A 23394-nucleotide genomic window follows, 5' to 3' on the forward strand; every position below is an offset into this window, starting at 1 on the left:
GCTGACCCCCTTACCTTGACCTCAAGCCTGCGTTAACCTGCACGGCAGAAGGTAAGGGCATGAGCAGTCAGACAAATCAGCCTCAGGTGCGCAAACGTCGGGTGTTTTACATTCCCGGTTATGATCCGTTTCCGCCCAGACGATACCGGGAGCTGTATCGGTCTGAGTCACAGGCCCAGGCTGAGATTTCCGGCTATGAGATTTCCGTGTCAGCCAAGCCGCGAGCTGACGTCTTTGGCTGGCATGTCACATCGCTTCAGGATGGCGAACGGGTGCACACGGATGTCGATGTGCTGGTCTGGTCGGATATCGTGCGGGACAGCATGACGGGATCGATCCTGTCCACCTATCTGCAACTGGCGCGAACCGCTTGGACCTACATCTCAACGGGTACTCTGCGTCGGTTGATGGGGCTGAGAAAAGGGCCGGTGATTGCTGCACTCTATCCGGTTGGCATGTTGCTTTTACAATTGCTGGTCGCGCTGCTGTTTGCGTGGGCGACGGCGAAACTGCTAGTCCCAATGGTTGGGCTGTGGGCTTTGGTTCCGGCGGGTATTCTGGCTTATGCGGTGTTACGTTGGTTTCGCACAATCGACAACCGGCTGTTTGCCTATTACCTGATGCATGACTACGCATATTCCGCGCAGTTAAAGGGGGAAACTCCGCGGCAGTTGCAGTCGCGATTGGACACATTCCAAGACCTGATCAAAGACGCTTTGACTGAAGAGGTGGACGAGGTTTTGGTGATCGGTCACAGCTCGGGCGCGCATCTGGGTGTGTCGGTGCTGGCCGATCTGATCCGTGATAGTGATGTGTCTGACCAAGGACCGGTTTTGTCGTTTCTGACTTTGGGGCAGGTGGTTCCCATGGTTTCCTTCCTGCCAAACGCACACCGTCTACGCGCGGATTTGCAGTTTCTATCCAAGCAACCCACTGTGGCATGGGTCGATTTTACCGCCCCCGGCGATGGCTGCGCCTTTGCGCTATGCGACCCGGTTGCAGTCAGCGGTGTGGGCAGCCCTGATAAGAAGTGGCCTCTGGTTTTGTCGGCAGCGTTTACTCAAACACTGTCACCTGAGCGCTGGAAGGCCGATCGTTGGCGGTTCTTCAAACTGCATTTTCAGTATCTCTGCGCCTTTGACCGTCCGGGTGCATACGATTATTTTCGGATCACCGCGGGCCCCCAAACCTTGGCTGCACGATTTGCCGGGCGGGCGCCTTCACCGTCACGTATTGATCAGCCCGTTTCAAAATACACTACGGTTCACGCATGATCCCGCCAAAACCGACCCCACGCCCAGACAAAGTTTCGCTGTGGCAGTATCTGAGACTGTTTCGGAAAGACCTGCTTTCGGCACAGCCCCAACGGCTCTATCGCGCGTGGATGGCGGAATTTCGAACGCCGTTCTTTAGATCTTACATGATCAATCAGCCGGAACTGGTTGATCTGGTTTTGAAAAAGAGGCCCGAAGATTTCCCGAAATCCAACCGGATCAGCGAAGGTTTGCGGCCGCTTTTGGGTGAGTCTGTATTTCTGACAAACGGTGAGGCATGGAAGCGACAACGTCGTATCATTGATCCAGCGTTCGAAGGCGGGCGGTTGAAAGATACGTTTCCGGCGATGCGAGACGCGTCACAAGCCTGCGCGGATCGGCTGTGCTCCAGTGTTGGAATGGAGATTGAAGTTGAAGAAATCACCAGCCATGTCGCCGCAGATGTCATTTTCAGAACACTTTTTTCGGTGCCTATCGAAAATGAAATCGCAGCCGAAGTGTTCCAAAAATTCCGCGCCTATCAAAGGCGGCAACCGCTTTTGAACCTTGCAGCCTTTTTGCCCCTGCCTCGTTGGGTTCCTCGTCTACATGCCGGCGACACGCGGCGGAATGCGCGTGATATCAGGCGTTTGATCCAGAAACTTACAGCGGTTCGCGCTGCGGCCATTGCTGATGGGACGGCACCAAAGGATCTGGCCACAAAAATCATGACAACACCCGATCCCGCCACTGGGAAGTGTTTTGAAACCGACGAGATGATTGATCAGGTCGCGATCTTCTTTCTGGCGGGCCATGAAACCAGCGCTTCGGCTCTGGCCTGGACGCTTTATCTGCTGGCGCTGTACCCCGACTGGCAAGAGAAAGTCGCCGAAGAGGCACAGGCATATCCGGACCCGTCCTTTACGACCATGTCCAGGCTGAACGTCGCCAGGGATGTATTTCGCGAGGCGTTGCGACTTTATCCACCGGTGCCAATGATGGTTCGGGAAACGCAATGTCCTGAACAGTTTCGCGATCGAGAGGTTCCGAAGGGTGCACAAATTGTCGTCAGCCCGTGGCACCTGCATCGGCAAGAAAGGCTTTGGGACAATCCCGACGGGTTCGATCCCTCGCGCTGGAAGACAGAGAACGGCAAAACATGTCAGCGCAATGCCTACATTCCGTTCTCCGCCGGACCAAGAGTGTGCACGGGGGCGGGGTTTGCGATGGTTGAGGGCCCCCTGATCCTGTCGGTGCTGTTGCGTCAATTCAAATTCGAAACAATCCCCGGAAAAACGCCGGTTCCGGTGGCGCATCTGACCGTTCGGTCCAAGGACGGGATATGGTTGAGGTTGGTTGAGCGCTAACAAACTACCATCGTCCATCACCGTGCTGTATGCGAGGAATGAAATCGGAATCATTCTTGAACGGGAAATCATTATGTCGAAAGCAGAACAGCGCGCACAGATGTCCAACGGAGCAGGCTTTATCGCCGCACTGGATCAAAGCGGTGGATCGACCCCCAAGGCGCTGGCGCTGTATGGGGTGGACGCGTCGGATTACGCCTCGGAAGAAGAGATGTTTGGCGAAATCCAGAACATGCGCGCGCGGATCATTCTGGCGGACGACTTCACCAAGGATAAAGTGATCGGTGCGATCTTGTTCGAACGCACGCTGGGTGAAGATATCGACGGCCGCAAGGTTGCGGATTACCTATGGTCGGTCAAAGGCATCGTTCCGTTCCTGAAAATCGACAAAGGTCTGGAAGAGACCGCGAATGGCGTCCAGATGATGAAACCGATCCCGGGTCTGGCCGAAACGCTGGCCAAGGCAGCGGGTGTGTTTGGCACCAAGGAACGTTCGGTGATTCATGAAGCCAACGCCGAAGGCATCGCTGCCGTTGTGGTGCAGCAGTTCGATGTGGCCCGCGAGGTCGTTGCCGCAGGCATGGTTCCGATTGTCGAGCCCGAAGTTAACATCAACTCGGAAACCAAGGCCGAGGCGGAAGACATCCTGAAGGCTGAAATCCTGAAAAACCTGGACCAGTTGGCCGAGGGGCAGGACATCATGCTGAAACTGACGATCCCCAGCACGGCAAATCTTTATGATGAATTGGCCGATCACCCGCGCGTGGTGCGCGTGGTTGCCTTGTCAGGTGGGTATTCGACTGAGCAGGCGTGTGATTTGCTGGGCCAGAACGGCAAGATGATCGCGTCGTTTTCGCGTGCGCTGACCGAAGGTCTGTCGAAACAGCAATCTGATGCCGAGTTCAATGCCGCCCTGGGCAGCAACATTGAAAAGATCTTTAAGGCTTCTGCTTAAGTCGCTGATAAAACAAAAGAAGCGGCGTGCATGCGCCGCTTCTTTTTTCTGATCGCTCGGCTTAAATCCGGTATTCGATTTCAAAATTCCGCAAAGCTGAGCGTTCAGTTTTAACGCCGAAATAGCGCCATTTGGCGGAAGCTATCTCGTGTTGGGCTCCTCAGGATACCGGACACGTGCCCCGGTCAAATTTTTGAACCGCGCCTTTGACCATCATGTCGTATTTCAAGCTGTCATAGTTCACGACAAACGTGACGACCTGCCCGTCCTGCATCAGCAAAAACGTCATTGATTCTCCGACAGGATAAATTGCGGCTTCGCCTTCAAGGTCGCCTGTGGAAAGATGGCCTTTGTCCGAACCGCCTGACCGTTTCAAAGTTACGTTGCTGCCGTCCACATCTGATACACATTCAACTGAAAAATCATCTTGTTTCAGAGCGTTATTTGCCAAAACAGGGGTTGCTGCCGCAGCCGCAACCGCGAGCACGCAGAGGTATTTCTTTGCCATTTTGAAGTCCAAAGTTGGGGGTTTTCTGTTCGCTGGGTCCGGCAATATGGGCAATCATTACATCCGAACCTGACGAGCAGGTGCCTTCCATTTGCGCCAGGAATGAGGCGTATGTTTGAACTTTAAGTGTCGTTGGAGATACCGGGTCAGCGCGCATTGCGCTGATGGGGAAACTTCGCAATTCAAGCTCATATATGCGGTTTGAGGCGGTCAGACCGGGCGGCGGCCTTGACAATCAGCGTCTCTGAATGAAACCTCACAAGGGTTGGGAGAAATTGGAAAATTCAAAGAGTTGTACCTGTTGCGGGACGGGCCGGATTGTATTATCGGCACGCTTCCCAGAGCAGGCCGACCCATTTGGGTTCCAACTGCCAGATAAAAAATTGGGAGTTAAAACATGAAAAACAGCAGCAAACTGAGCCTTGGCGCGTTTGTGACGGCGGCCATGATGGCACCAGCCGCGTATGCGGAAGAGTTCATCACAATCGGCACCGGTGGCGTAACCGGCGTGTATTACCCGACAGGAGGCGCGATCTGCCGTCTGGTGAACAAAGGCCGTAAGGAACATGGCGTGCGCTGCTCGGTCGAATCGACCGGTGGTTCGGTCTACAACATCAACACCATTCGCGAAGGCGAACTGGAGTTTGGTGTGGCACAGTCCGACTGGCAGTACCATGCCTATAACGGCACCTCGAAGTTCGAAGAGGCTGGCCCGTTCGAAAACCTGCGTGCAGTCTTCTCGGTTCACCCCGAGCCGTTCACCGTTGTGGCCCGCGCAGATTCCGGCATCACCAATTTTGAGGACCTGAAAGGCAAGCGCGTCAACATCGGCAACCCCGGTTCCGGTCAGCGCGGCACCATGGAGGTTCTGCTGGGTGAAATGGGCTGGACCACGGGCGATTTCGAACTGGCGACCGAACTGAAGGCGGCTGAACAGTCGGCTGCACTGTGCGACAACCAGATCGATGCGATGGTTTACACCGTCGGTCACCCTTCGGGTTCGATTCAAGAAGCCACCACCGCATGTGACTCGGTTCTGGTGAATGTCAGCGGCGAAGCCGTAGACAAACTGGTCAACGATAACTCGTTCTACCGCACCGCAACCATTCCCGGTGGCATGTACCGTGGATCGGACGGCGACACGTCGACCTTTGGTGTGGGCGCAACCTTTGTGACGTCAGCGGACGTATCGGAAGATGCGGTCTATGCGGTTGTCAGCTCGGTCTTCGAGAACTTCGATGACTTCAAAAAGCTGCACCCTGCATTTGCCAACCTGAAGCCCGAAGAGATGATCGCGGACGGCCTGTCGGCACCGCTGCATCCGGGTGCTGAAAAGTACTACAAAGAAAAAGGCTGGATTCAGTAAGCCAGACCTGACGCAGGGTGCCTTCGGGCGCCCTGCACACAACCCGTGTCAAACGGGGTTCCAAAAGGCCGAAAAAGGCCGTGACGGGGAGACATTTTATGAGTTCCGACACACAATCCAATCGCCCGCTATCCGAAGAAGAGCTTCAGGATCTGGTTGCGTCTTCCGACGCCGGCGGGCGCAACCCGGTCGGCAACGTCGGGATTTTTCTGGCCATCGTGGCTGCAATCTGGTCGATTTTTCAGGTTGTTCTGGCCTCGCCAATCTCGAACTATGTCCTTCCCGGAAGCGTTGTGAACAACTCGCGCCAATTCCATCTGGCTTTTGCGATGTTTCTGGCCTTTGCGGCTTATCCGGCGCTGAAGTCCAGCCCTCGGAACTATATCCCGATTCAGGACTGGATCATGGGTATTCTGGGCGCGTTTGTCGCGCTTTACGGTTATTTCTTCTATGACAAGATCGTCAATGCAGGCGGTTTGGCCGATGACACGGACAAGTGGATCGCATTGGGCGGCCTGCTACTGTTGTTCGAGGCCGCGCGCCGCGCGCTTGGCCCGGCCATGGCGATTATCGCGACGATTTTTTTGGCTTATGTCTTCTTCGGTTCATCCGAGTGGGTGCCCGAAGTGATCCGTTGGAAAGGCGCGAGCCTGAAAAAGGCGATGAGCCATATGTGGATCACGTCAGAAGGTGTGTTTGGCATCGCTCTTGGCGTTTCCACGAAATTCGTCTTCCTGTTCGTTCTGTTTGGCGCCTTGTTGGATAAGGCCGGGGCAGGGAACTATTTCATCAAAATGGCCTTCGGTGCGCTTGGCCATCTGCGTGGCGGTCCTGCGAAGGCTGCCGTTGTGGGTTCGGCCGCGACCGGCCTGATCTCGGGTTCGTCGATTGCCAATGTTGTAACCACCGGCACCTTCACCATTCCGTTGATGAAACGCGTGGGCTTTTCCAGCGAACAGGCGGGTTCGGTCGAGGTTGCGTCTTCGGTGAATGGCCAGATCATGCCACCGGTTATGGGCGCTGCGGCCTTCCTGATGGTGGAATATGTGGGCATCTCATATGTCGAGGTCATCACCCACGCCTTCCTGCCTGCTGCGATTTCCTACATCGCGCTGGTCTATATCGTCCATCTTGAAGCGGTTAAGCGGAACATGCCGACCCTGGGCGACCGGGATGTACATTTGGCGCGGACCGTTGTTGGGATGTTGTCTTTCTTCGTGGTATTTGCCGGTCTGTGCTATAGCTCGCAATTCCCGGTGGATGCGGTGACAAGTTGGGCACCTTCGGCGGCTGGATTGATCCTTAGCCTGATCGTTTGCGCGATCTATGTCGTGTTGCTTTATCTGGCCGCTCAGGTGCCGGATCTTGAGCCCGACGATCCAAACGCCAAAGAGGTCACGCTGCCGGTCATTGCGGACATCTACAAGGCAGGTCTGCACTATCTGTTGCCGATTATCGTGCTTGTCTACTTCCTGATGATCGAACAGAAATCTCCTGGTTTGTCAGCCTTTTGGGCAACCGCGTTGCTGTTCGTGATCCTGCTGACGCAAAAACCGCTCAAGGCATTCTTCCGCGGCGAAAGCGATGTGTACAATCGCTTTATCGACGGTGTCGCTGACCTGTGGCAGGGCCTGATCGACGGGGCGCGGAACATGATCGGGATCGCTTTGGCCACAGCCACGGCGGGCGTGATCGTGGGTACGGTGACGCTGACCGGTGTAGGACAGGTGATGGCCGATCTGGTCGAGTTCCTCTCGGGTGGCAACCTAATCCTGATGCTGATCATGGTCGGTATCCTCAGCCTGATCCTAGGTATGGGCCTGCCGACCACGGCGAACTATATCGTTGTCAGCTCGCTGATGGCAGGCGTTGTGGTCGAACTGGGCGCGCAAAGCGGCTTGATCGTGCCGCTGATTGCCGTCCACCTGTTTGTCTTCTACTTCGGCATCATGGCGGATGTGACACCGCCTGTGGGTCTGGCTAGCTTCGCTGCCGCTGCTGTCTCGGGTGGGGACGCGATCAAAACCGGCTTCACGGCGTTCTTCTACAGCCTGCGCACTGTGGCGTTGCCGTTTGTGTTCATCTTCAACACCGACCTGTTGTTGATTGATGTGACATGGGTCGAAGGCATAATCGTCGCCATATTCGCCACCATAGCCATTCTGGTCTTTACTGCCGGTACAATGGGGTATTTCCTGACCCACAGTCGGATTTATGAAAGCATCGCGCTGATCTTTGTGGCCTTTGCCTTGTTCAGGCCGGACTTCTTCATGGACCGCATTTCGCCTCCGTTCCAGACGGTTGAACCTGCTGCGTTTGAAGAGACAATCGGTCAGGTTCCACCCGGAACAGAGATGCGGCTTGTTGTGTCCGGGCCAGACTTCGACACGCTTGAAATGACCGATACAACTGTTGTGGCCACGGTGGGTTCGGAAGACGGCGGCGCAGCGCGGGTCGAGGCGTTGGGGCTGATCCTGATCCCTGAAGACGGCGTTGTTAAACTGGACGAACCGTTCCCAGGAACACCGCTTTCGGGCGATCTGGATATCTTCGATTATTACGGGGATGAGGCCGTAAGCCTGACCTCGGTCAGCCTGCCGTCCAGTCAGCCGCCCAAGCAGTTGGTCTATATCCCTGCGATGGTTCTTCTTGGCCTCATCGCACTTTTGCAACGCGGCCGGGCCGCCAGACGAGAGGTGCTTGCATGACACGTTCAGTTCTATGCGCCATTGATATCAGCAATGGTGAGATTGATGTGCCGGTTCTGCAAAAGGCGGCCGCTCTTGCGGATTTGGAAGGAGCGCAGCTGGATGTTGTGACCGTGCTGCCGGATTTTGGTGAAAGTTGGGTGTCGGGGTTCTTTGAGCCCGACTTCCACGACAAGGCATTTGAAGAGGCGCAGGCCACTCTGACATCGCTGTGTGTCAAAGCACTGGGGTCAGAGAGAAATGAGAGTATCCGCCATGTTGTGGCGACAGGAACGGCCTATCAGGAAATCCTGAAAACCGCTGAAAGCGCCGGGTCCGATTTGATCGTAATCGGTGCGCATAAGCCGGATTTCAAGGATTACCTGCTGGGTCCCAACGCATCACGCGTTGTGCGGCATTCTTCGGTTTCTGTTTACGTCGTGCGGTGATCAGACATTAGGGATCAATACCCTGTCATCTCAAGGTATCCGATGCCTTCATGGCTTCCGGTTACGGTGACAGGGCCTTCCCAATACTCAAAGCGGGTTCCCATCCATGCTTCGGGTGTGATGGCCGAAACGTCAACTTCAACACCCCGATCCGGTAAGGCAACGCGCCAATGTGTTGGAACCTCGCGCCCCGCGATCTGATGCGTGGCCAGCGGCGTCATTTGGACGGTTCCGTTAGGGATAGCCTCGGTACTGCCGTCGGCATTGATCCAAGTGGCCGAGGTGAAGTCGCCGCGCCCCCCACGCAACCGAAAAGCCATCATCTTGTCGCCGCCCTCGAAGCTGAGGGAAAACCAATCCCATCCACTTTGATCCGCAGCAAGCGGCTGCGACGACCATTCACGGTCCAACCAACCCTGGCCTGTGACGTGCACATCGCCGTCTGGCAGTCGAAGAACACCTTCAACCGCGTAAAAAGGCTGCGAGTAATAAAAGCTAGCCTGACCATCCGCAGATTTGACCGAATACCCTGCATCGCCGTGAAACACCAATGGTCCCTGAGCGGTCAGCGACAGATCATAGCTGAAATCCTCTCCGTTGGCCGTCAGGGTCAGAGTGTCGAAATCAGGACCGGCCATGCGCCATTCGTCGATCCAAGCCTCAAAGGGTTCAGCGGTTACGCCTGCCTGACCAATCCCGCCACGCGAAAGACGCTCAGCGAAGTAATGCGTGTCAGGCGTTGTTGTCGCCGCGTGACCCATCCAGATTTGCGGGCTTTGCCAACCGGCGGTTTCAAAGGGCTTCAGAGCAGATCGGAACAGGGTCCACTGAACACCATAGTCGCGCCCATCTTCACCCTTGAGGTTGGCCGTCAGATACCACCATTCGATCCGGTAAGCCGGATGGGGCCCATGATCCTTGGGGAAATCGAACGCATATCCTTCTTCGGGAACATCAAAGCCCTCGGCTGATCCGCCCAAACCTGCATAGCCCTGTGCCCACAATGGAAGTGGGAAAATGATGATCAGGCAGAGGAAAAGGGTTCTAACGTTCATTGGCGAACACTCTCAGCAAGTCGGCAGGGGGCAGGCGCAGCATCCGCAACGCGGGCAGGGCTGCTGCGATTATGGCCGCCAGAAGCGTCAACAGAAACAGCAACAGCCAGTCCCATGGGAAGACGAACATGGGAAGCCGCCAACCGAAGGCCTGTACGTTGATCACTGCCAGCAGAACCCATGCCAGGATCAGTCCTAGCGGCAACGCAAGGACTGCCGTCAGTGCAGCCAGCAACACGCTGCGCAAAAGCTCCAGCCGTGCCAGTTGCGCCCGGTTCAGCCCCAGCGCCCAAACAGGGGCGATTTGCGGCAGGCGTTGTGTCCACAGCGTCAACAGGCTGGTCAGGATGGCGAATCCCGCCACGCCAAGGGTCAGAACGTTCAGCGCCGATGTCACAACAAAGGTCTTCTCAAAGATCGCCAGTGATTGCGCCTTCATGGCCGCTTGCTGAACCACTGCGCGCGGCGGCAGGTCAAATTGGGCGCGCAGGGTTTGTGCCATCGTAGTCGCGTCTTCCGGTGGCATGCGGATACCAAACCTCCGCATCTCGGCCCCCGGTACGATACGATCCAGTTGCGCCATTGAAACGATGGCTTGACCCGTTGGATTGCCATAGTCGGAATAGACCCCCGCGATCGGCAAAACGTGGTTCTGGGCAAGTTGTAGCTGGGCACCGGGCCACAAGGACGCGCGGCGCGCCAATTGTTCGTTGATAAGCACCGCGTCTCCGGCCATCACGTCATCCCAAACGGTGGCGGTTGAGGCAATCAAGGGCCAGTGTTGCCGGTACACGGTATCATCCACCACGCCGTATATGAATAAAGGGCCGGTTTCATGGGGCAGTTCTACGCTGCGGATCGGCAAAATGGCATCGACCTGAGGGCGCAGCCAAATGATCATCTCGCGTGCCTGATCTTCATCACGCGCAGTCACGTACAACTCGGCCGTCAGCCGTTGATCCAGCCAGCCGATAAAGGTTAACCTGAAGCTGGAAACCATTGTTCCCACGCCGATATTTGCCGCCAAGGCCAGTAACAGGGCCATCAGGGCCAAAGACAGGCCAGGCAATTGCGCCCGTAGGTCCGCCCAGACCCATTGCGCAACAGGACCGCGCGCCGTACGCGCCAGTACAGACAGAGCCATGGCCAGAAGCGATGGCAACAGCAAGGCCGCACCTGTCAGCAATCCGGCCAATAAAGTGAAACCTGCAACAAGCCCTCCAATGCTGACATAGGCCAGCGATCCTCCGACAATCAGGATCAGACCGATTGCTCCGGCGATGTGGCGCGCGCGGGAATTGCTTTGCCACGCCTGCACGCCCGGTCCTTCGAGCAAAGGCATGTTGGACAAGCGCCACAATGCGTGACCGCTGGCCAGCAGGGTTCCGAATACTGCCATGGCGATTCCAGCGACAACCCACTGAGGTTGCAGCGTCAGTTGTCCGGTCACAGGCGCGCCATAGAGCCCACGCAAAGTTGCGGCGACATCAGGCAGCAACGCTCCGGCCAGAAAGAAGCCCAACAGCAATCCAAGACTGCCTCCGATCAGGGCCAACAGTGTTAATTCGGTCAGTACCAGCCAAACCAGCCGGCTCATAGACACACCCAAAGCACGCAAGGTGCGGATCATGCCGCGTCGCTGTGCAAAGGCCAGACCAACAGTGCCATTGACGATGAACAGCCCAACGGCAAAGGACAGAAGTCCAAACGCCGACAAGTTCAAATGAAAGCTGTCGGTCAACTGAGCGGTATCGACTTGCGCTGAGGGGCTGATGCGGTCCAGTTCAGGTGCGACCTGATTGAGAGGGGGCAGGTCGCGCGGTTGGTTCGGCAGTATGACAAGCCGCGAGATGACGCCTGTTTGGTTCAACAGGCGCTCGGCCACGCCGATGTCGGTCAGAATGACGTCCGAGGGAAGGGCTGTGGTGGTCAGAATGGGAGGCAGGTTGTCTTGATCACGCAGCAGCACCTCTAGCTCGGGTGATACAAGAACACGGCCCGGAGAAGTCAACATGTCCACAGGCTCGGGCGGTGCTGCGCTCTGTTCTGCTTCAGTCACTGCAGGCAGGGCCGGGTAGGCAACCATATCCACGCCCATCAGGCGCAAGGTTCGCCCGCCGATACGGTATGGGCCTTCCAGAACGGCTGCAACCTGCCAGCCAGCACGGCGCAGGTCGACATAACGAGAGACTGAAATCGGTCCCGACGGGTCTCGAAGCTCGTCAAATTGGCCGATGGCCAATTGAGCGTTGGCCCGCGCATAGCTTGCACGCGCTTCGGCGTTGATGGCTTGTACAGCCGACCACAAACCGGTGGCCAAAGCGATGCCGATCAGCAAGGTCGCTAACTGCAATCGATGCACCCGCCAATGGGACATCAGGGCCTGAATGACGGACCATGTCATTGAATCCGCCCGCCGCTGAGCGTGACTTGACGGTCCAGTCGCGCGGCGATTTGTTGGGAATGGGTCACCAGAAGCAGTGCCGCTTTGGTATCAGCGACAAGAGACAACATCAGGTCCAGTACGGTTGCGCTGGCGGTTTCGTCCAGATTGCCGGTCGGTTCATCAGCCAGCAGCAGCTTGGGACGCGCGGCCATGGCGCGCCCAATGGCAACCCTTTGTTGCTGACCGCCCGACAGGTTCTCGGGGTAACGGTCCTGCAAGTCTGACAGGCCCAGTCGTTCCGCCAAATGGCTGTTCCAAGCAGTATCTTCGACACCGGCAAGACGCGCGTGAAAGGACAAGTTTTGAGCAACCGTCAGGGACGGGATCAAATTGAATTGTTGAAACACCAACGACACATGATTCCGGCGCAGTGCTGCCCGTCCTGCATCATCCAGCGTGGACAGACGTGTATCCCCCAATATGATCTCGCCCCCGTCAAAGCTGTCCAGGGCTGCGGCAAGGTTCAGCAGGGTGCTTTTGCCGCTGCCGCTTTCACCGGTCAGGGCCAAAGTTTGCCCTTGATCCAGAACCAGAGATACATCGCGCAGCACCGGACGCCCGCCGGGATAGGATTTCTGCACCTTGTCTACGGTCAACACCATGGCTCGCCCCGCTTTTGTTCCGCAAGATGTGCAACAGTTTTTATCCATGTCCAGTCCAGACCGACCAACGGAGCGTTTCGCCGCAGGTGCAAATGACGTCTGGTGGTCTTGTGCGCAACCGCAGCACAGTCCATTCTGTGCGGACGCGTTTCCTTTGCAAATCAGGATGACATTACATGACCTTGTTGCACCAGATCATGTGGGGCAGTACTTTTTTGGGCCTTTGCTTTTTGGTCGAGATAATTCTGTTGACCTGGTGCACTTTGGTCCTTCTAAAGCTCGAGCCGAAGTTGACGGTGAAAAGCAACTTCATGGCTGTTGCCATTCCGATTGCGGTGGCCTTGGTTTTCATTGTTGCAACACACACAATACAGGTCTGGCTTTGGGCCATTGTCTGGGTGTTACTGGATGTACTTCCGACCTGGAACTCGGCCGTCTATTTCTCACTCGTGACGTTTACGACACTGGGTTATGGCGACATCGTTCTGGGTGAGGCGCTGCGCATCTTTGGGTCTTTTGCTTCGGTTGCCGGTCTTTTGACCTTTGGCTTGTCCACCGCCTATATGGTGGCGCTGATGACACGCGTGTTAAACGACAGGTTCTTTTCTTAAAGGATCGGAGCGAACAACCGCGCCAGAGGAGCACCAAAACGAATATGCGCCGGCTGCTGGGCGAGGGTGCGTGTCAACTCGTAACTGTTTTCGAAATCTGCTTGCAGCATCTCGGCGACCCGGTTCGCAGCTTGGGTATCGAAAAACAGCGCCATAGCTTCGAAATTCAGCCGGAATGAGCGATTGTCCAGATTGGTTGTGCCAACCGCCGCCAGCGCATCGTCGACGACAAACGCCTTTTGATGCATGAAACCGTCGGTATAGCGAAAGATACGCGCGCCGCAGTCGCGGGCCTCGTCAAAATAGGCGAATGCGGCCAGCCAGGGCAGGCGGTGGTCGATCATATCGGGCACCAGAATGCGCACATCCACCCCGCGCATTGCCGCGTGTTGCAGAGCGGTCATCACGTCGATATCCGGTACAAAATAAGGTGAAGCAATCCAGAGCCTTTCCTTAGCTGCAGCAATGGCGGCAAAGAACATCATCGCACCGGTTTCCGTTTCGTCACCGGGGCCGGTGGCAACTAACAAGGCGTTCATGTCTTGCTCGGCTTCGGAGCCCGCCCAATCCAACTCGTCAATCAGATCTTCGTCCCGGGCCCAGTGCCAGTCTTCGGTGAAAATCAATTGCAATTGGCGCACGATATGGCCGGTCATCTTCAGATGCGTGTCGCGCCAATGACCGAAATGCTTGTCCTGCCCCAGATATTCCACGCCAACGTTGTGACCGCCAATGAACCCGGTTTCCCCATCGATGACAACGGTTTTGCGATGGTTTCGATAGTTGAGTTGAAATCGGAAATTGGGGCCGCGCTGATCCTTCGGATTAGCCACGTCAATCCCGGCCTCCTGAAGTGCCTCAAGATAATCCGAGGGGAGGCCGTAACTGCCCACCGCGTCGGCCATGAAACGGACGCGCACCCCTCGCTTGGCCGCAGCAATCAGCTTTTCCTGCAGCTGCAGGCCCAACGCGTCAGCGCGCACGATGTAGAATTGTATCAGGATATAGCTTTTGGCCACATCGATGGCGTCGAAGATTGCGTCAAATGTGGCCTGCCCATCGATTAGTAGCTCGGCCCCGTTCCCGCGTGAGACCGGCAAATGCGCCAAAACTTCGAACGGACGCGGGTTAATCGACATGCGCGCGGGATCGGGTTTTGAAAAGTCGGCGAAGGTTTTGATGCCTTCGACAACGCGTTCGCTTTCCTGACGTGCGATGCGGTATCCGCGAAAGCGATGGTGGCCCAGAAACAGGTAGGCGGGCACTGCGATAAAAGGGGCCGAGACCAAAAACACAACCCAGCCTACGGCGCCTTGAGGGGTCCGCGCTGTTTGCGCCGCGCGCACCACGAACACTGCTGCCGTCGCATAGAGGGCAAAGACGACGGCAGAAACAAGCAATGTCCACATAGGGTTAAGGCTCCGGGTTTGTCAGTTTGCCCCAGTGTAGACCCGAGTCCAATCCTGCGCCATATCCACAATGACCCAACCCATCTCGGGGCCTTTGTCCAGCCCGTCTGCCAGCTTTCCAATGGCGCTTTCGCGGTCATAGGCCCATTCGCGGTCAGCATCCGTGTGATGAATCAGTACGCCCAATCTGGGACCGTCACCGGCGGTGACCCACTGCATCATCGCAAAATCACCGTCCGAGTTTCCGCCGGCCAGAATCGGGCGCTTGCCGATTGTTCGTTCGATGTTGATGGGTTTGCCTTCTTTGTCATCGATGAACGCGATACCCGGCGCCTTGACGATCGTTGGCGTGCCATCAATCACCTCATAGCTTGTGTTGCCATATGTTCCCAAAACCTGATTGGGCGGAATGCCATAGGCTTCTTCGGCGAACACACGCATGAAATGCAGGCCGCCGCCCGAGACAATGTACGTGGTGAACCCTTCATCCCGCAAATAACGCAAAAGTTCGACCATCGGCTGATAAGTCATCTGGTCGTAAGGAAGATCGGTATCGGGATGACGCTCTGTCGCCAACCAATCGGCCACAGCAGCCTGGAACTCTTCAACGCTGTCACCGGAATGCGTGGTGTTCACGACTTCAATCAACGCGTCATGGCCGCCTTGTAATACCGTTGCCAAATCTCCTTTGGCGGCGGCTTCCAGTACGGGTGTTGTCAGGATCGACGGATCTTGTTCTGCCATTTCTGCAAGGCGGTCCATGGCAAATATGAACTGGAAATAAACGGGCTGTTCCGCCCAAAGCGTTCCATCGTTGTCGAAGACAGCTATTCGGTCCGATGGGGTAACATAGTTGGGACTGTCTTGGCTGGTCACGCCGTCGACAAAGGCCACAATCTGGTCTTTGGCATGACTGTTGGTCCAACTGGGCAGCGGGTCGGCAAGCAGTGATAGCGGGGCGCAGGCAAGAACTGCGCTGAGAACTAAGTGTCGCATGAATTGCTCGTTTAATTTCAAGAAAAAAAGGGCCGCCATTGAAGTGGCGGCCCGGTTTGGATTTACACGCAACTTAGTTGTTTGTCGGTGTCGTCAGCTTTTCCATAACCTGATCCAGGTTGAAGCTTGCGGCTTTCTGGCGCGGTGGGAATTCCTCGAAGGTTGCGAGGAAATTGCCCACATATTGCTGTGCCGGTACCAGGAAATACGCGCGATCCAGCAGCCAGTCATAATAGGTGTTGGACGTGCGATAAGCGCGCTCATACGGGTCACGTCGCAGGTTCACGATCAGCGGGATGCGCAACTCGGTCCAGGGTTCGATCCATGCGCGCAGCGTTGCCCAAGCTTTCTGCTCAAGGAAGATCAGCTTCCAGTCGTCGTAGCGCAGCGCTGTCAGGTCGCCGTCATCCGAGAAATAGAAGATCTCGGCGCGCGGGCTTTCAGTCGTCTCACCGGTCAACAGGGGCAGGATGTTGTAGCCATCCAGATGCACTTTGTAGTCACGCCCCATGCCGGACGAGCTATAACCCGCTTTCAGCTTTTCCTTGATGTCGGGATCGCCAGCAACCGCCAGATAGGTCGGCAGCCAGTCCATATGGTGCACGATCTCGTTCGTAACCGATCCGGCTTCGATCTGACCGGGCCAACGGACCATTGAAGGAACGCGCCAGCCGCCTTCCCAGTTTGTGTTTTTCTCACCCCAGAACGGTGTGGCCGCGGCATCCGGCCATGTGTTCATGTGCGGGCCGTTATCGGTCGAGTAGTGAACGATGGTATTGTCGGCAATGCCAAGTTCGTCCAACAGATCAAGCAGTTGTCCAACATGCATGTCGTGTTCGATCATGCCGGCTGTGTACTCGTCGGCAACGCCACCAAAGATTTCGTTGGCCTGTTGGCGCATTTCATCTTTGACATGGGTGCGGAAGTGCATGCGCGTTCCGTTCCACCAGACATAGAAGGGTTGACCCTGCTCATGCGCACGCTTGATGAAGTCGATTGCGGCAGCAACAGTTTCATCATCCACCGTTTCCATGCGCTTGCGGGTCAGCGGACCAGTGTCCTCGATCGTGCCGTCCGCCTTGGACTTGATCACGCCACGCGGACCATACGCTTCGCGGAACGTGCGGCCATCGGCCAGAACCTGATCGCCGGGATAGTCTTCGTTTTCCGGCTCTTCTTCCGCATTCAGGTGATACAAGTTCCCGAAAAACTCATCAAAACCATGGTTTGTCGGCAGATGCTCATCTTTGTCGCCAAGGTGGTTCTTGCCGAACTGACCGGTAACGTAACCGTGGTCCTTCAACAGGCCCGCAATTGTTGGATCTTCGACTTGCATACCCAGATCAGCACCGGGCAAACCCACTTTCGACAGACCTGTGCGGAACACCGACTGACCCATGATGTACGACGACCGACCGGCGGTGCAGGACTGCTCGCCGTAATAATCTGTGAAGATCATGCCTTCTTTCGCAACGCGGTCGATGTTCGGCGTCTGGTAGCCCATCAGGCCCATCGTGTAGGCCGAGATGTTGGACTGACCGATATCGTCACCCCAGATAACCAGGATGTTGGGCTTTTGATCCTGCGCCCACGCGGGCAGGGCCAGTGCAACAGCGACCGAAGCTACCGCGACTTTGCGTATCGTGCTGCGCCAACTTTCTGTAATCGAACGAGGTGGTGACATAGTTTGCTCCTGAACTGACCGGGTCTTAATGACCCGTTGAAGTAAAAGTAATTGAAGGCGATCATTATTTTATCAGATCGGCCAACAAGGTATTGATTCCCGAAAGGAAAAATTCGCATTACGTCGAGAATCGAATAGCCTTACCTTAGGCTATGACAATGTCTTGGAACCTATCATATGATGAGATTGAAGAATACTAATGTTTGATAATCCGCGTGATAGAAAGCGATTGTTGGGCCGTGGCTGGTTTGGTGCGCGTGGGGCGCGGTTTCAGGCGGACCTGCTGGCCTGCGGGACAGAAAAAAACTTCAAAGCGGACGAAGCGCTTTATCTGTACGGGGATTTGGCCAATGGGGTTTATGCGGTCCTGGATGGCGCGGTTCAGATCACGGCTCCTGCTGACGACGGTCAGGAATTCGTAGTGCACAGGCAAGGCGGTGGGTTCTGGATCGGTGATCTGGCACTGTTTGCCGACGCCAACAGGCTGGTGAGCGTCGTTGCCACTCAAACCACGCGAACGCTGTTTTTCCCGTCGTCGCGGTTGGACAGGCTGGTCGACGACAATCCCGATTACATCCGTGATTTTTACGCCTTGTCGCATGAAAACATGCAAACTGCTTTGCGTATTATGGCCAATCTTGCCGTGACAGGAACGGAAAAGCGTCTTGTTCTGCGTCTGTTGCACTTGGACGAGGGGACCGCGAAATCCGATGGGTGGATCGTGATATCCCAGGATGAACTGGCAGCAATGGTGGCTGTGTCCCAACCGACGTTACATCGCAACTTGCATCGTCTCGCGGATTTGGGGCTGATCGAGCTTGGGTATGGGCGTGTGCGCCTGAAGGACCGACGGCAGTTGATTGCCTCATGTCAGTGCTGAGCTCAGGGGTTGAGCGGCGGTAACGGGTTCGCTGGCGATTGCGCGGATTGCTTCAGTGACGCGAGCGCCGACAACGCCGCGGCCCAATCCTCGGTCTTGGTGTCGGGGTGCGCCGAGTATCTGGCGGCTCCAATCTGGGCGAGGTGCTGGTCCAAACTGGTGGTTTGACTGACCATACCGCTGCGGGACTTCCACATTTCCAAAGCTGTGTAAGCCGCTACAATATCATGATTTTGTAATGATTTCTTTAGTTCACTCAACGCATAGTCTGGCGAAGCCAGGAACGCATCCCGACGAAGCTGGCGCCAGCGGTCGATGCGCGGGCGCAGGAAACGGATGGTAAGCCATAAGAACAGCGAAAAAGCCACCAACCAAACTGCGAACCTTAGTATGGTTTCCGCGTCCGGCGGTTGCCATTGCGGTCGGGCCAGTGTCAAGTCGACCGGGGCAATGTCGATGGTTTCGACCTGGTTGCTGTCCAGATTGTACCAGCGAATCGAGATCGGAGGCAGCTGCGTCTGGCCGCCGTCCTGCGCAAGGTAGACGACCTCGTCCACACGCTGCCCGGACAGAACGCCCCGGTCCTCATTTTCAGTAAAGCGTGGCTCTTTAGGATAGGCTCGCAGCAGCGGGTCCGGGTTGCCGGGGATCAATTCGGGCACCAGAAACGGCGTTGTTCCAGAGATCTTGGCGGTCAGGCGGCGCGTGATTGATCCACCATTCTCCATATTTGTGTCCCCATCGATCTGCTGATCTACCGTAAGACCGGTTGCGATGATAAGCGGATCCAGGTCGCGTGCGCCCTCTGGGACCACGGCGTTTAGGGTCAAGTCCGGCAAGGGCACGCTGACCTGAACCGGCGCATTTGTTTCGGGGTCGGCAAAGGTGACTACGACGTCCTGCGCACCAAACGCAATTTCTCCGGCGCTCAGAGGATAGAGGCGATTACTGCGTTGAACGCCGGACCAGGTTTCACCTTCGACGGTTTCACTCACTGGTCCCGAAGCACGTTCCGGCAGGCGCACCAACAGGTTCTCTTGCTCAAGCGACGGGAACACCGGAGGCGAGGGCATGAAAGTTGGCACTAGCACCTTGATGCGCACAATTGCGGGTTGCCCAACGATAACGGGTTCCGTAGGTGTTTCGGCGGACACCTGCGGCTGGACGCCGGTCTGGGCGAACAGTTCAGTCGGGATTAGAAGCATAAGAAGGGCGAGGTATCTCATTGCTTATGCTCCTGATTTTCTAACAGGAACCGGTTGCGAAGAAAGTCCTGCATGTCGGTATCAATCGTGCTGATCCATTGATCAGCGGACATGGCCTGCGATCCGTCTTTCGGAGCCTGAATTGTCGTCTGTTCACCACGCCCTGCGTCGTTGTCAAAGACCGTGTCATCAGCCCCGATCCCGGCTTCTTCACCTGTATCAGACTGTTCGCGCGTAGTTTCAACATAGTCGAGGATCGCTTTCGAGACCTCGAGGTTATGCTGAGCTTCTGGCCAATCCGGCCGGCGTTCCAATGCGACTTCAAAGGACGCGATGGCCGGACGATACTCGCGGTTTCGTATGCGCGCCATACCTTCGGAAAACGCGGCTTCGGGCGTATCCAGCTCGGCAAAGATCGCAGCAGCTTCAGGGTATTGCCCGGCCTTTAGTCGTGCATAGCCTTCCTGATACGGGTCCTGAAACAACTCGGCCGCTTCTGCATAGCGCTTTTGGTTCATCGCGATTTGGCCCTGTTGGTCCGGGGTCAAGAACCAATCCCGCCAGCCATCGGCATAAGCCGGGCCAGACGGGGACCAAATGCAAAAGGTGAGCAGTATCAACCGGATCACCCAACCTCTGCGAAACCAAAGCAATGACAGAAAGGCGGCTGGCCAGGCCAGCAACCATCCTTTGTCTTGCCAGTCTAGGCGGTCTTCATCATCCAGTGCGGCTGTGTAAGCCGATTGAATTTGACGTTGTAAGCGGTTGATATCCCGATCATCGCTCGAGAACGGAACCACAGTTGTCCCTTTCAAGCCGTCGAGTTGCGCGATGCTTTGACCATTTGGCAGCATTGTCAGAAAGAACACTGGCACGGTGGCGGTCTCGAAATCCGACAGTTGCGAGGGGTCGAGGTCGTCCAACACGAACAGGACGGCTCCGGGCGTTTCGCTATCGTTCAGGATCGTCTCGGCCAGCGTCAGCGCATTCGCGGCTGCATCCCCCTGTTTTGGCATAACGGCGGGGTTGAGGCCCTCTAGCAGCGGGCGCAGGATATTGGCGTCTTCGGTCAAAGGTGCGACGCGATGCGGGGTGCCGGCATACGCTATCAAGGCAGTTCGGGCACCCACGCGCGCATTGATCAGATCGGTGACTTTGAACTTGGCGCGATCCAGACGAGACGGGGCCAAGTCTGGTTCTTCCATACTGTCGGTCACCTTCAGGGCGATCACCAATGGAGCGGTGTCCGCAACCAGCGGGTTGGGTGCCCGTGACCATGTTGGCCCCGCAGCAGCCAGTGTGACCAGAATCGCCGCAATCATCGCAACGTCAATTGGATAGAGGCGTCTCGCATTGTCAGCCCCCAACTCAAGTGCAGCAGCAAGGTGCGGTGCAATCCCGGACACCTCTTGAACACGAGGTTTGGGCTTGGGGCGCATCAGCCACCATAGAACTGCAATCGGTATGAGGAGCAGGAGCCAAACCGCTCGAATAAAATGGAAATCCGCTAAAGCGCCAGTCATGCAGCACCTTTGCGCTGTCGGGCGACGTGCTGGACAGACAATGTCATCAGCATCAACACAACGACCAATCCAAGTGGATAATGCGCAAGGCTTTCTCGTGGTCGATAGCTTTGCGTTTCCACAATTCTTGGGTTGAGCTCATCAATGCGGGCGTATGTTTCGGCCAGCGCATCCTGATCATTGGCAAAGAAATACGCTCCACCTGTTCTGTCTGCGATATCCTTTAGCGCATCCAGGTCGACGCGATCCTCGCCCGACGCGTCTGGGTCGCCAACGCCGACCGTATAGATGACAACGCCTTCTTCCGCTGCAATAGCCGCCGCATTGACCGGTGTCATGCGGCTAGAGGTGTCAGCGCCGTCGCTCAGGACGATCATCAGACGTTGGTCAACCTCGCTGGATTCAAAGGTGCGGATACCCAGTCCTATGGCATCCCCAAGAGCCGTGTTTGGTCCGGCCATGCCGACCTGAGTTTGGTCCAGAAAGCCGTTCAAACTGTTGAGGTCTTCGGTAAACGGGGCTTGCACAAAGGCGCGGGTGCCAAAGATGATCAAGGCCATCCGGTCGCCTTGTCGCTCCGCAATAAACTGGCGCAATACGTCCTTGACCGCAGCAAGGCGTTGAGTTGGCGCGCCGTCTGACGAGGTGAAATCCCTCTGGTCCATTGAACCCGAGATGTCCAAAGCCAGAACCACGTCTCGAGCTGACTTTTCAACAACGACCGGTTCTCCCAACTTTTCAGGCCGGGCCATAGCAAAAATCAGAAGGCACCAGATCACAACGACGGTTCCCGTCTGAAAGGCCGCACGGCGCGGGATGACGGACCCTGATCGGGGCTCGACACCAGCGGCCTTTGCAACATGGCGGAAGAAAGGAATGCGGATCGAGCTGCTTTTCTCGCGGTGAGGCGGGGCAAGCCAGTACACCAAAGCGGGAAGCGGCAGCAGGACGAAAACCCAAGGCGCGGCAAAAGAAAACATTACGCTTTCCTTTCGCGTTTGTGGGACCTGATCCATTGCTGTGCTAGCTTCGTCAGTTCGGGACTGGCTGGCATGGTGGTGTAGGGCGCCGCCGTAAGAACGCGAGCCTCTACATCAGAAAAATGCGTATGGTCAGAAGTTTGCGTCAGAAATCTGACCCACTCGTCTCCATGAAGGGAAGCAACCTGACTACGTGGAAAGGCAACAAGTGCTGTGCGGCGCATGATCTCGGCGATCTTCGCGGGATTGTCTTTTGCCACCGCCAGTTCAGTCAGCGCCTCGCGCCGATAGGCATTCATCCGTCGATGGCGAAGATATGCAAGAACACTAAAAACGATCAACCCCGCAACAAGAACGCCAAGAACGACCCATCCCCAAGTCTGCGGCACCATGGAAACCGGGTCCGGTGCAGGAGCGGGCTCAAGCATGTCCAGCAGATCGACCAGTGATTTGCCTTCGACGTCTACACTCATCTGCGGCCTCCGGCATGGCCAAATAGCCTCAGCAGTTGGTCGAGGGTTGGTTCCCCCGTCGTCAATGGCACGATGGGGAAGCCATAGCGGCGTGACCAAGTTTGCAACTGAGACAGCCGATCTTCCATCGCATGACGGATACGGTCCGACAAACCTGTGTCCGCGCTGTTCAATTCGATCTGGTTGTCTCCATCCGAAACAGTCAGCCTGAGGTTGGGAACCAACTCGTGAGAGCTTGGGTCTGAAATATTGAATAAAATTAAATCATTAGAAGCGGCAAGTTCACGCACCAAAATCTCGGAACTGTCGTCCAACCCGTCGAAATCCGAAAAGACGCAAATCAGTGTGTTGGTATGCGCAATGCGGGCGGCCTGTTTCAGCACGGCGTTCAAAGTCACGGTCGCATCGTCGCGCTGCGAGGCGCGCAAACTACTGTTCAGCGCGCCCAGTGATGACAAAAAACGCGTTAGCGCGGCAGGTCGCCGTTGCGGGCGATGTTCCGCCAGATCAGTGTCGCCAAAGACGAGCCCTCCGACCCGGTCGCCTTGGCCCAACACTCTGTGGGCGGAAATCGCCGCAGCCTCGGCCGCGATCACGGACTTCATATACACTTGTGTGCCAAAAAACATCGAAACGCGCTGGTCGACCAGCAAAAGGGCCGGGCGGTCGCGTTCTTCGGTATAAACCCTAACGTGCGGCTTTCCTGTGCGAGCCGTGACTTTCCAATCGATGGTTCGAATGTCATCGCCGGGCAGATAGTTGCGCAGCTCTTCAAAGTTCAAACCGCGCCCGCGCAAGCGCGAAGCGTGCCGTCCGTTGAGGATGGAACGGGCGGGTTGACGTGGCAAAAGGCTGATCGCGCGCGACTTTGGCCCCAACCGTAGCAGGTGGTCCGAATCCACATGGATGCGCGGGTCGTCGGGATATGCGGCGGTCTGGGACACG

At 56.4% G+C, this 23394-nt stretch carries 20 protein-coding genes; 8 read left to right on the forward strand and 12 right to left on the reverse strand.

Annotation, left to right across the window (positions count from 1 at the left end; translation table 11 throughout):
• The first annotated feature begins 59 nt into the window (after positions 1-59).
• The 3 genes from GOV90_RS02050 to GOV90_RS02060 all read left to right on the forward strand — a co-directional run bounded on the left by GOV90_RS02050 (position 60) and on the right by GOV90_RS02060 (position 3575).
• Positions 60-1274, forward strand: coding sequence for a hypothetical protein (locus tag GOV90_RS02050; RefSeq protein ID WP_171089863.1), 1215 nt, complete (start codon positions 60-62; stop codon positions 1272-1274).
• Positions 1271-2620, forward strand: a complete 1350-nt coding sequence (locus GOV90_RS02055; protein WP_171089870.1) for a cytochrome P450 — start codon at positions 1271-1273, stop codon at positions 2618-2620. The genes GOV90_RS02050 and GOV90_RS02055 overlap by 4 nt, the downstream gene beginning before the upstream one ends.
• Positions 2621-2693: 73 nt before the next feature.
• Complete coding sequence (locus tag GOV90_RS02060; RefSeq protein WP_171089872.1) at positions 2694-3575, forward strand: fructose bisphosphate aldolase; 882 nt, start codon at positions 2694-2696, stop codon at positions 3573-3575.
• Positions 3576-3735: 160 nt separating this feature from the next.
• Here GOV90_RS02060 and GOV90_RS02065 read toward each other — a convergent pair whose 3' ends face one another.
• Positions 3736-4083 carry a hypothetical protein gene (locus GOV90_RS02065; protein ID WP_171089874.1) on the reverse strand — a complete coding sequence of 116 codons (348 nt, stop codon included), beginning with the start codon at positions 4081-4083 and terminating at the stop codon, positions 3736-3738.
• A 397-nt stretch (positions 4084-4480) separates the two neighbouring features.
• Here GOV90_RS02065 and GOV90_RS02070 point away from each other — a divergent pair, with 397 nt between their 5' ends.
• The 3 genes from GOV90_RS02070 to GOV90_RS02080 all read left to right on the forward strand — a co-directional run bounded on the left by GOV90_RS02070 (position 4481) and on the right by GOV90_RS02080 (position 8585).
• A complete protein-coding gene (locus GOV90_RS02070; RefSeq protein WP_171089876.1) occupies positions 4481-5449 on the forward strand; it encodes a TAXI family TRAP transporter solute-binding subunit in 969 nt (322 codons plus the stop codon).
• Between the two features lie 98 nt (positions 5450-5547).
• On the forward strand, positions 5548-8157 hold the full coding sequence (locus tag GOV90_RS02075) for a TRAP transporter permease (protein ID WP_171089878.1): 2610 nt from the start codon (positions 5548-5550) through the stop codon (positions 8155-8157).
• Positions 8154-8585 carry a universal stress protein gene (locus GOV90_RS02080; RefSeq protein ID WP_171089880.1) on the forward strand — a complete coding sequence of 144 codons (432 nt, stop codon included), beginning with the start codon at positions 8154-8156 and terminating at the stop codon, positions 8583-8585. The genes GOV90_RS02075 and GOV90_RS02080 overlap by 4 nt, the downstream gene beginning before the upstream one ends.
• Before the next feature lie 14 nt (positions 8586-8599).
• Here GOV90_RS02080 and GOV90_RS02085 read toward each other — a convergent pair whose 3' ends face one another.
• Genes GOV90_RS02085 through GOV90_RS02095 form a run of 3 tightly spaced genes read right to left on the reverse strand, consistent with a single transcriptional unit; the run spans position 8600 to position 12688 of the window.
• Positions 8600-9640 carry a lipocalin-like domain-containing protein gene (locus tag GOV90_RS02085; RefSeq protein WP_171089883.1) on the reverse strand — a complete coding sequence of 347 codons (1041 nt, stop codon included), beginning with the start codon at positions 9638-9640 and terminating at the stop codon, positions 8600-8602.
• Positions 9630-12044, reverse strand: coding sequence for an FtsX-like permease family protein (locus GOV90_RS02090; RefSeq protein WP_171089885.1), 2415 nt, complete (start codon positions 12042-12044; stop codon positions 9630-9632). The genes GOV90_RS02085 and GOV90_RS02090 overlap by 11 nt, the downstream gene beginning before the upstream one ends.
• Positions 12041-12688 (reverse strand): ABC transporter ATP-binding protein, encoded by a 648-nt coding sequence (locus tag GOV90_RS02095; RefSeq protein ID WP_171089887.1) that lies wholly within the window; start codon positions 12686-12688, stop codon positions 12041-12043. The genes GOV90_RS02090 and GOV90_RS02095 overlap by 4 nt, the downstream gene beginning before the upstream one ends.
• Positions 12689-12864: 176 nt before the next feature.
• Between GOV90_RS02095 and GOV90_RS02100 the strand changes: the two genes are divergently transcribed.
• The gene (locus GOV90_RS02100) at positions 12865-13299 is read left to right on the forward strand and encodes an ion channel (RefSeq protein ID WP_171089889.1); all 435 of its coding nucleotides are present in this window, start codon (positions 12865-12867) and stop codon (positions 13297-13299) included.
• On the opposite strand, the gene cls is transcribed toward GOV90_RS02100, so the two are convergent.
• The 3 genes from cls to GOV90_RS02115 all read right to left on the reverse strand — a co-directional run bounded on the left by cls (position 13296) and on the right by GOV90_RS02115 (position 17388).
• The gene (gene cls / locus GOV90_RS02105; RefSeq protein ID WP_171089891.1) at positions 13296-14708 is read right to left on the reverse strand and encodes a cardiolipin synthase; all 1413 of its coding nucleotides are present in this window, start codon (positions 14706-14708) and stop codon (positions 13296-13298) included. The genes GOV90_RS02100 and cls overlap by 4 nt on opposite strands.
• Positions 14709-14729: 21 nt before the next feature.
• Positions 14730-15704: an HAD family phosphatase gene (locus tag GOV90_RS02110; protein ID WP_171089893.1), complete on the reverse strand. Its 975-nt coding sequence runs from the start codon at positions 15702-15704 to the stop codon at positions 14730-14732.
• A gap of 73 nt (positions 15705-15777) precedes the next feature.
• A complete protein-coding gene (locus GOV90_RS02115) occupies positions 15778-17388 on the reverse strand; it encodes an arylsulfatase (protein WP_171089895.1) in 1611 nt (536 codons plus the stop codon).
• A gap of 199 nt (positions 17389-17587) precedes the next feature.
• Here GOV90_RS02115 and GOV90_RS02120 point away from each other — a divergent pair, with 199 nt between their 5' ends.
• On the forward strand, positions 17588-18268 hold the full coding sequence (locus tag GOV90_RS02120; RefSeq protein WP_171089897.1) for a Crp/Fnr family transcriptional regulator: 681 nt from the start codon (positions 17588-17590) through the stop codon (positions 18266-18268).
• A gap of 2 nt (positions 18269-18270) precedes the next feature.
• Here the strand turns inward: GOV90_RS02120 and GOV90_RS02125 are convergent, their stop codons facing one another.
• The 5 genes from GOV90_RS02125 to GOV90_RS02145 form a co-directional block, all read right to left on the reverse strand.
• Positions 18271-19494, reverse strand: coding sequence for a BatD family protein (locus tag GOV90_RS02125; RefSeq protein WP_171089900.1), 1224 nt, complete (start codon positions 19492-19494; stop codon positions 18271-18273).
• Positions 19491-20912: a VWA domain-containing protein gene (locus tag GOV90_RS02130; protein WP_253284716.1), complete on the reverse strand. Its 1422-nt coding sequence runs from the start codon at positions 20910-20912 to the stop codon at positions 19491-19493. Before GOV90_RS02130 ends, GOV90_RS02125 begins: the two co-directional genes overlap by 4 nt.
• An 80-nt stretch (positions 20913-20992) precedes the next feature.
• Positions 20993-21976 (reverse strand): VWA domain-containing protein, encoded by a 984-nt coding sequence (locus tag GOV90_RS02135; RefSeq protein ID WP_171089904.1) that lies wholly within the window; start codon positions 21974-21976, stop codon positions 20993-20995.
• Positions 21976-22449 carry a DUF4381 domain-containing protein gene (locus GOV90_RS02140; protein ID WP_171089906.1) on the reverse strand — a complete coding sequence of 158 codons (474 nt, stop codon included), beginning with the start codon at positions 22447-22449 and terminating at the stop codon, positions 21976-21978. The genes GOV90_RS02135 and GOV90_RS02140 overlap by 1 nt, the downstream gene beginning before the upstream one ends.
• Positions 22446-23393: a DUF58 domain-containing protein gene (locus GOV90_RS02145; protein WP_171172809.1), complete on the reverse strand. Its 948-nt coding sequence runs from the start codon at positions 23391-23393 to the stop codon at positions 22446-22448. The genes GOV90_RS02140 and GOV90_RS02145 overlap by 4 nt, the downstream gene beginning before the upstream one ends.
• Between the last annotated feature and the right edge of the window lies 1 nt (position 23394).

Source organism: Ruegeria sp. HKCCA5929 (assembly GCF_013034525.1).
Classification (GTDB): Bacteria; Pseudomonadota; Alphaproteobacteria; order Rhodobacterales; family Rhodobacteraceae; genus Ruegeria.

Coding starts and splice junctions, on each gene's coding strand:
- GOV90_RS02050 (WP_171089863.1), top strand. CDS start 60: ATGAGCAGTCAGACAAATCAGCCTCAGGTGCGCAAACGTCGGGTGTTT.
- GOV90_RS02055 (WP_171089870.1), top strand. CDS start 1,271: ATGATCCCGCCAAAACCGACCCCACGCCCAGACAAAGTTTCGCTGTGG.
- GOV90_RS02060 (WP_171089872.1), top strand. CDS start 2,694: ATGTCGAAAGCAGAACAGCGCGCACAGATGTCCAACGGAGCAGGCTTT.
- GOV90_RS02065 (WP_171089874.1), bottom strand. CDS start 4,083: ATGGCAAAGAAATACCTCTGCGTGCTCGCGGTTGCGGCTGCGGCAGCA.
- GOV90_RS02070 (WP_171089876.1), top strand. CDS start 4,481: ATGAAAAACAGCAGCAAACTGAGCCTTGGCGCGTTTGTGACGGCGGCC.
- GOV90_RS02075 (WP_171089878.1), top strand. CDS start 5,548: ATGAGTTCCGACACACAATCCAATCGCCCGCTATCCGAAGAAGAGCTT.
- GOV90_RS02080 (WP_171089880.1), top strand. CDS start 8,154: ATGACACGTTCAGTTCTATGCGCCATTGATATCAGCAATGGTGAGATT.
- GOV90_RS02085 (WP_171089883.1), bottom strand. CDS start 9,640: ATGAACGTTAGAACCCTTTTCCTCTGCCTGATCATCATTTTCCCACTT.
- GOV90_RS02090 (WP_171089885.1), bottom strand. CDS start 12,044: ATGACATGGTCCGTCATTCAGGCCCTGATGTCCCATTGGCGGGTGCAT.
- GOV90_RS02095 (WP_171089887.1), bottom strand. CDS start 12,688: ATGGTGTTGACCGTAGACAAGGTGCAGAAATCCTATCCCGGCGGGCGT.
- GOV90_RS02100 (WP_171089889.1), top strand. CDS start 12,865: ATGACCTTGTTGCACCAGATCATGTGGGGCAGTACTTTTTTGGGCCTT.
- cls (WP_171089891.1), bottom strand. CDS start 14,708: ATGTGGACATTGCTTGTTTCTGCCGTCGTCTTTGCCCTCTATGCGACG.
- GOV90_RS02110 (WP_171089893.1), bottom strand. CDS start 15,704: ATGCGACACTTAGTTCTCAGCGCAGTTCTTGCCTGCGCCCCGCTATCA.
- GOV90_RS02115 (WP_171089895.1), bottom strand. CDS start 17,388: ATGTCACCACCTCGTTCGATTACAGAAAGTTGGCGCAGCACGATACGC.
- GOV90_RS02120 (WP_171089897.1), top strand. CDS start 17,588: ATGTTTGATAATCCGCGTGATAGAAAGCGATTGTTGGGCCGTGGCTGG.
- GOV90_RS02125 (WP_171089900.1), bottom strand. CDS start 19,494: ATGAGATACCTCGCCCTTCTTATGCTTCTAATCCCGACTGAACTGTTC.
- GOV90_RS02130 (WP_253284716.1), bottom strand. CDS start 20,912: ATGCGCCCCAAGCCCAAACCTCGTGTTCAAGAGGTGTCCGGGATTGCA.
- GOV90_RS02135 (WP_171089904.1), bottom strand. CDS start 21,976: ATGTTTTCTTTTGCCGCGCCTTGGGTTTTCGTCCTGCTGCCGCTTCCC.
- GOV90_RS02140 (WP_171089906.1), bottom strand. CDS start 22,449: ATGAGTGTAGACGTCGAAGGCAAATCACTGGTCGATCTGCTGGACATG.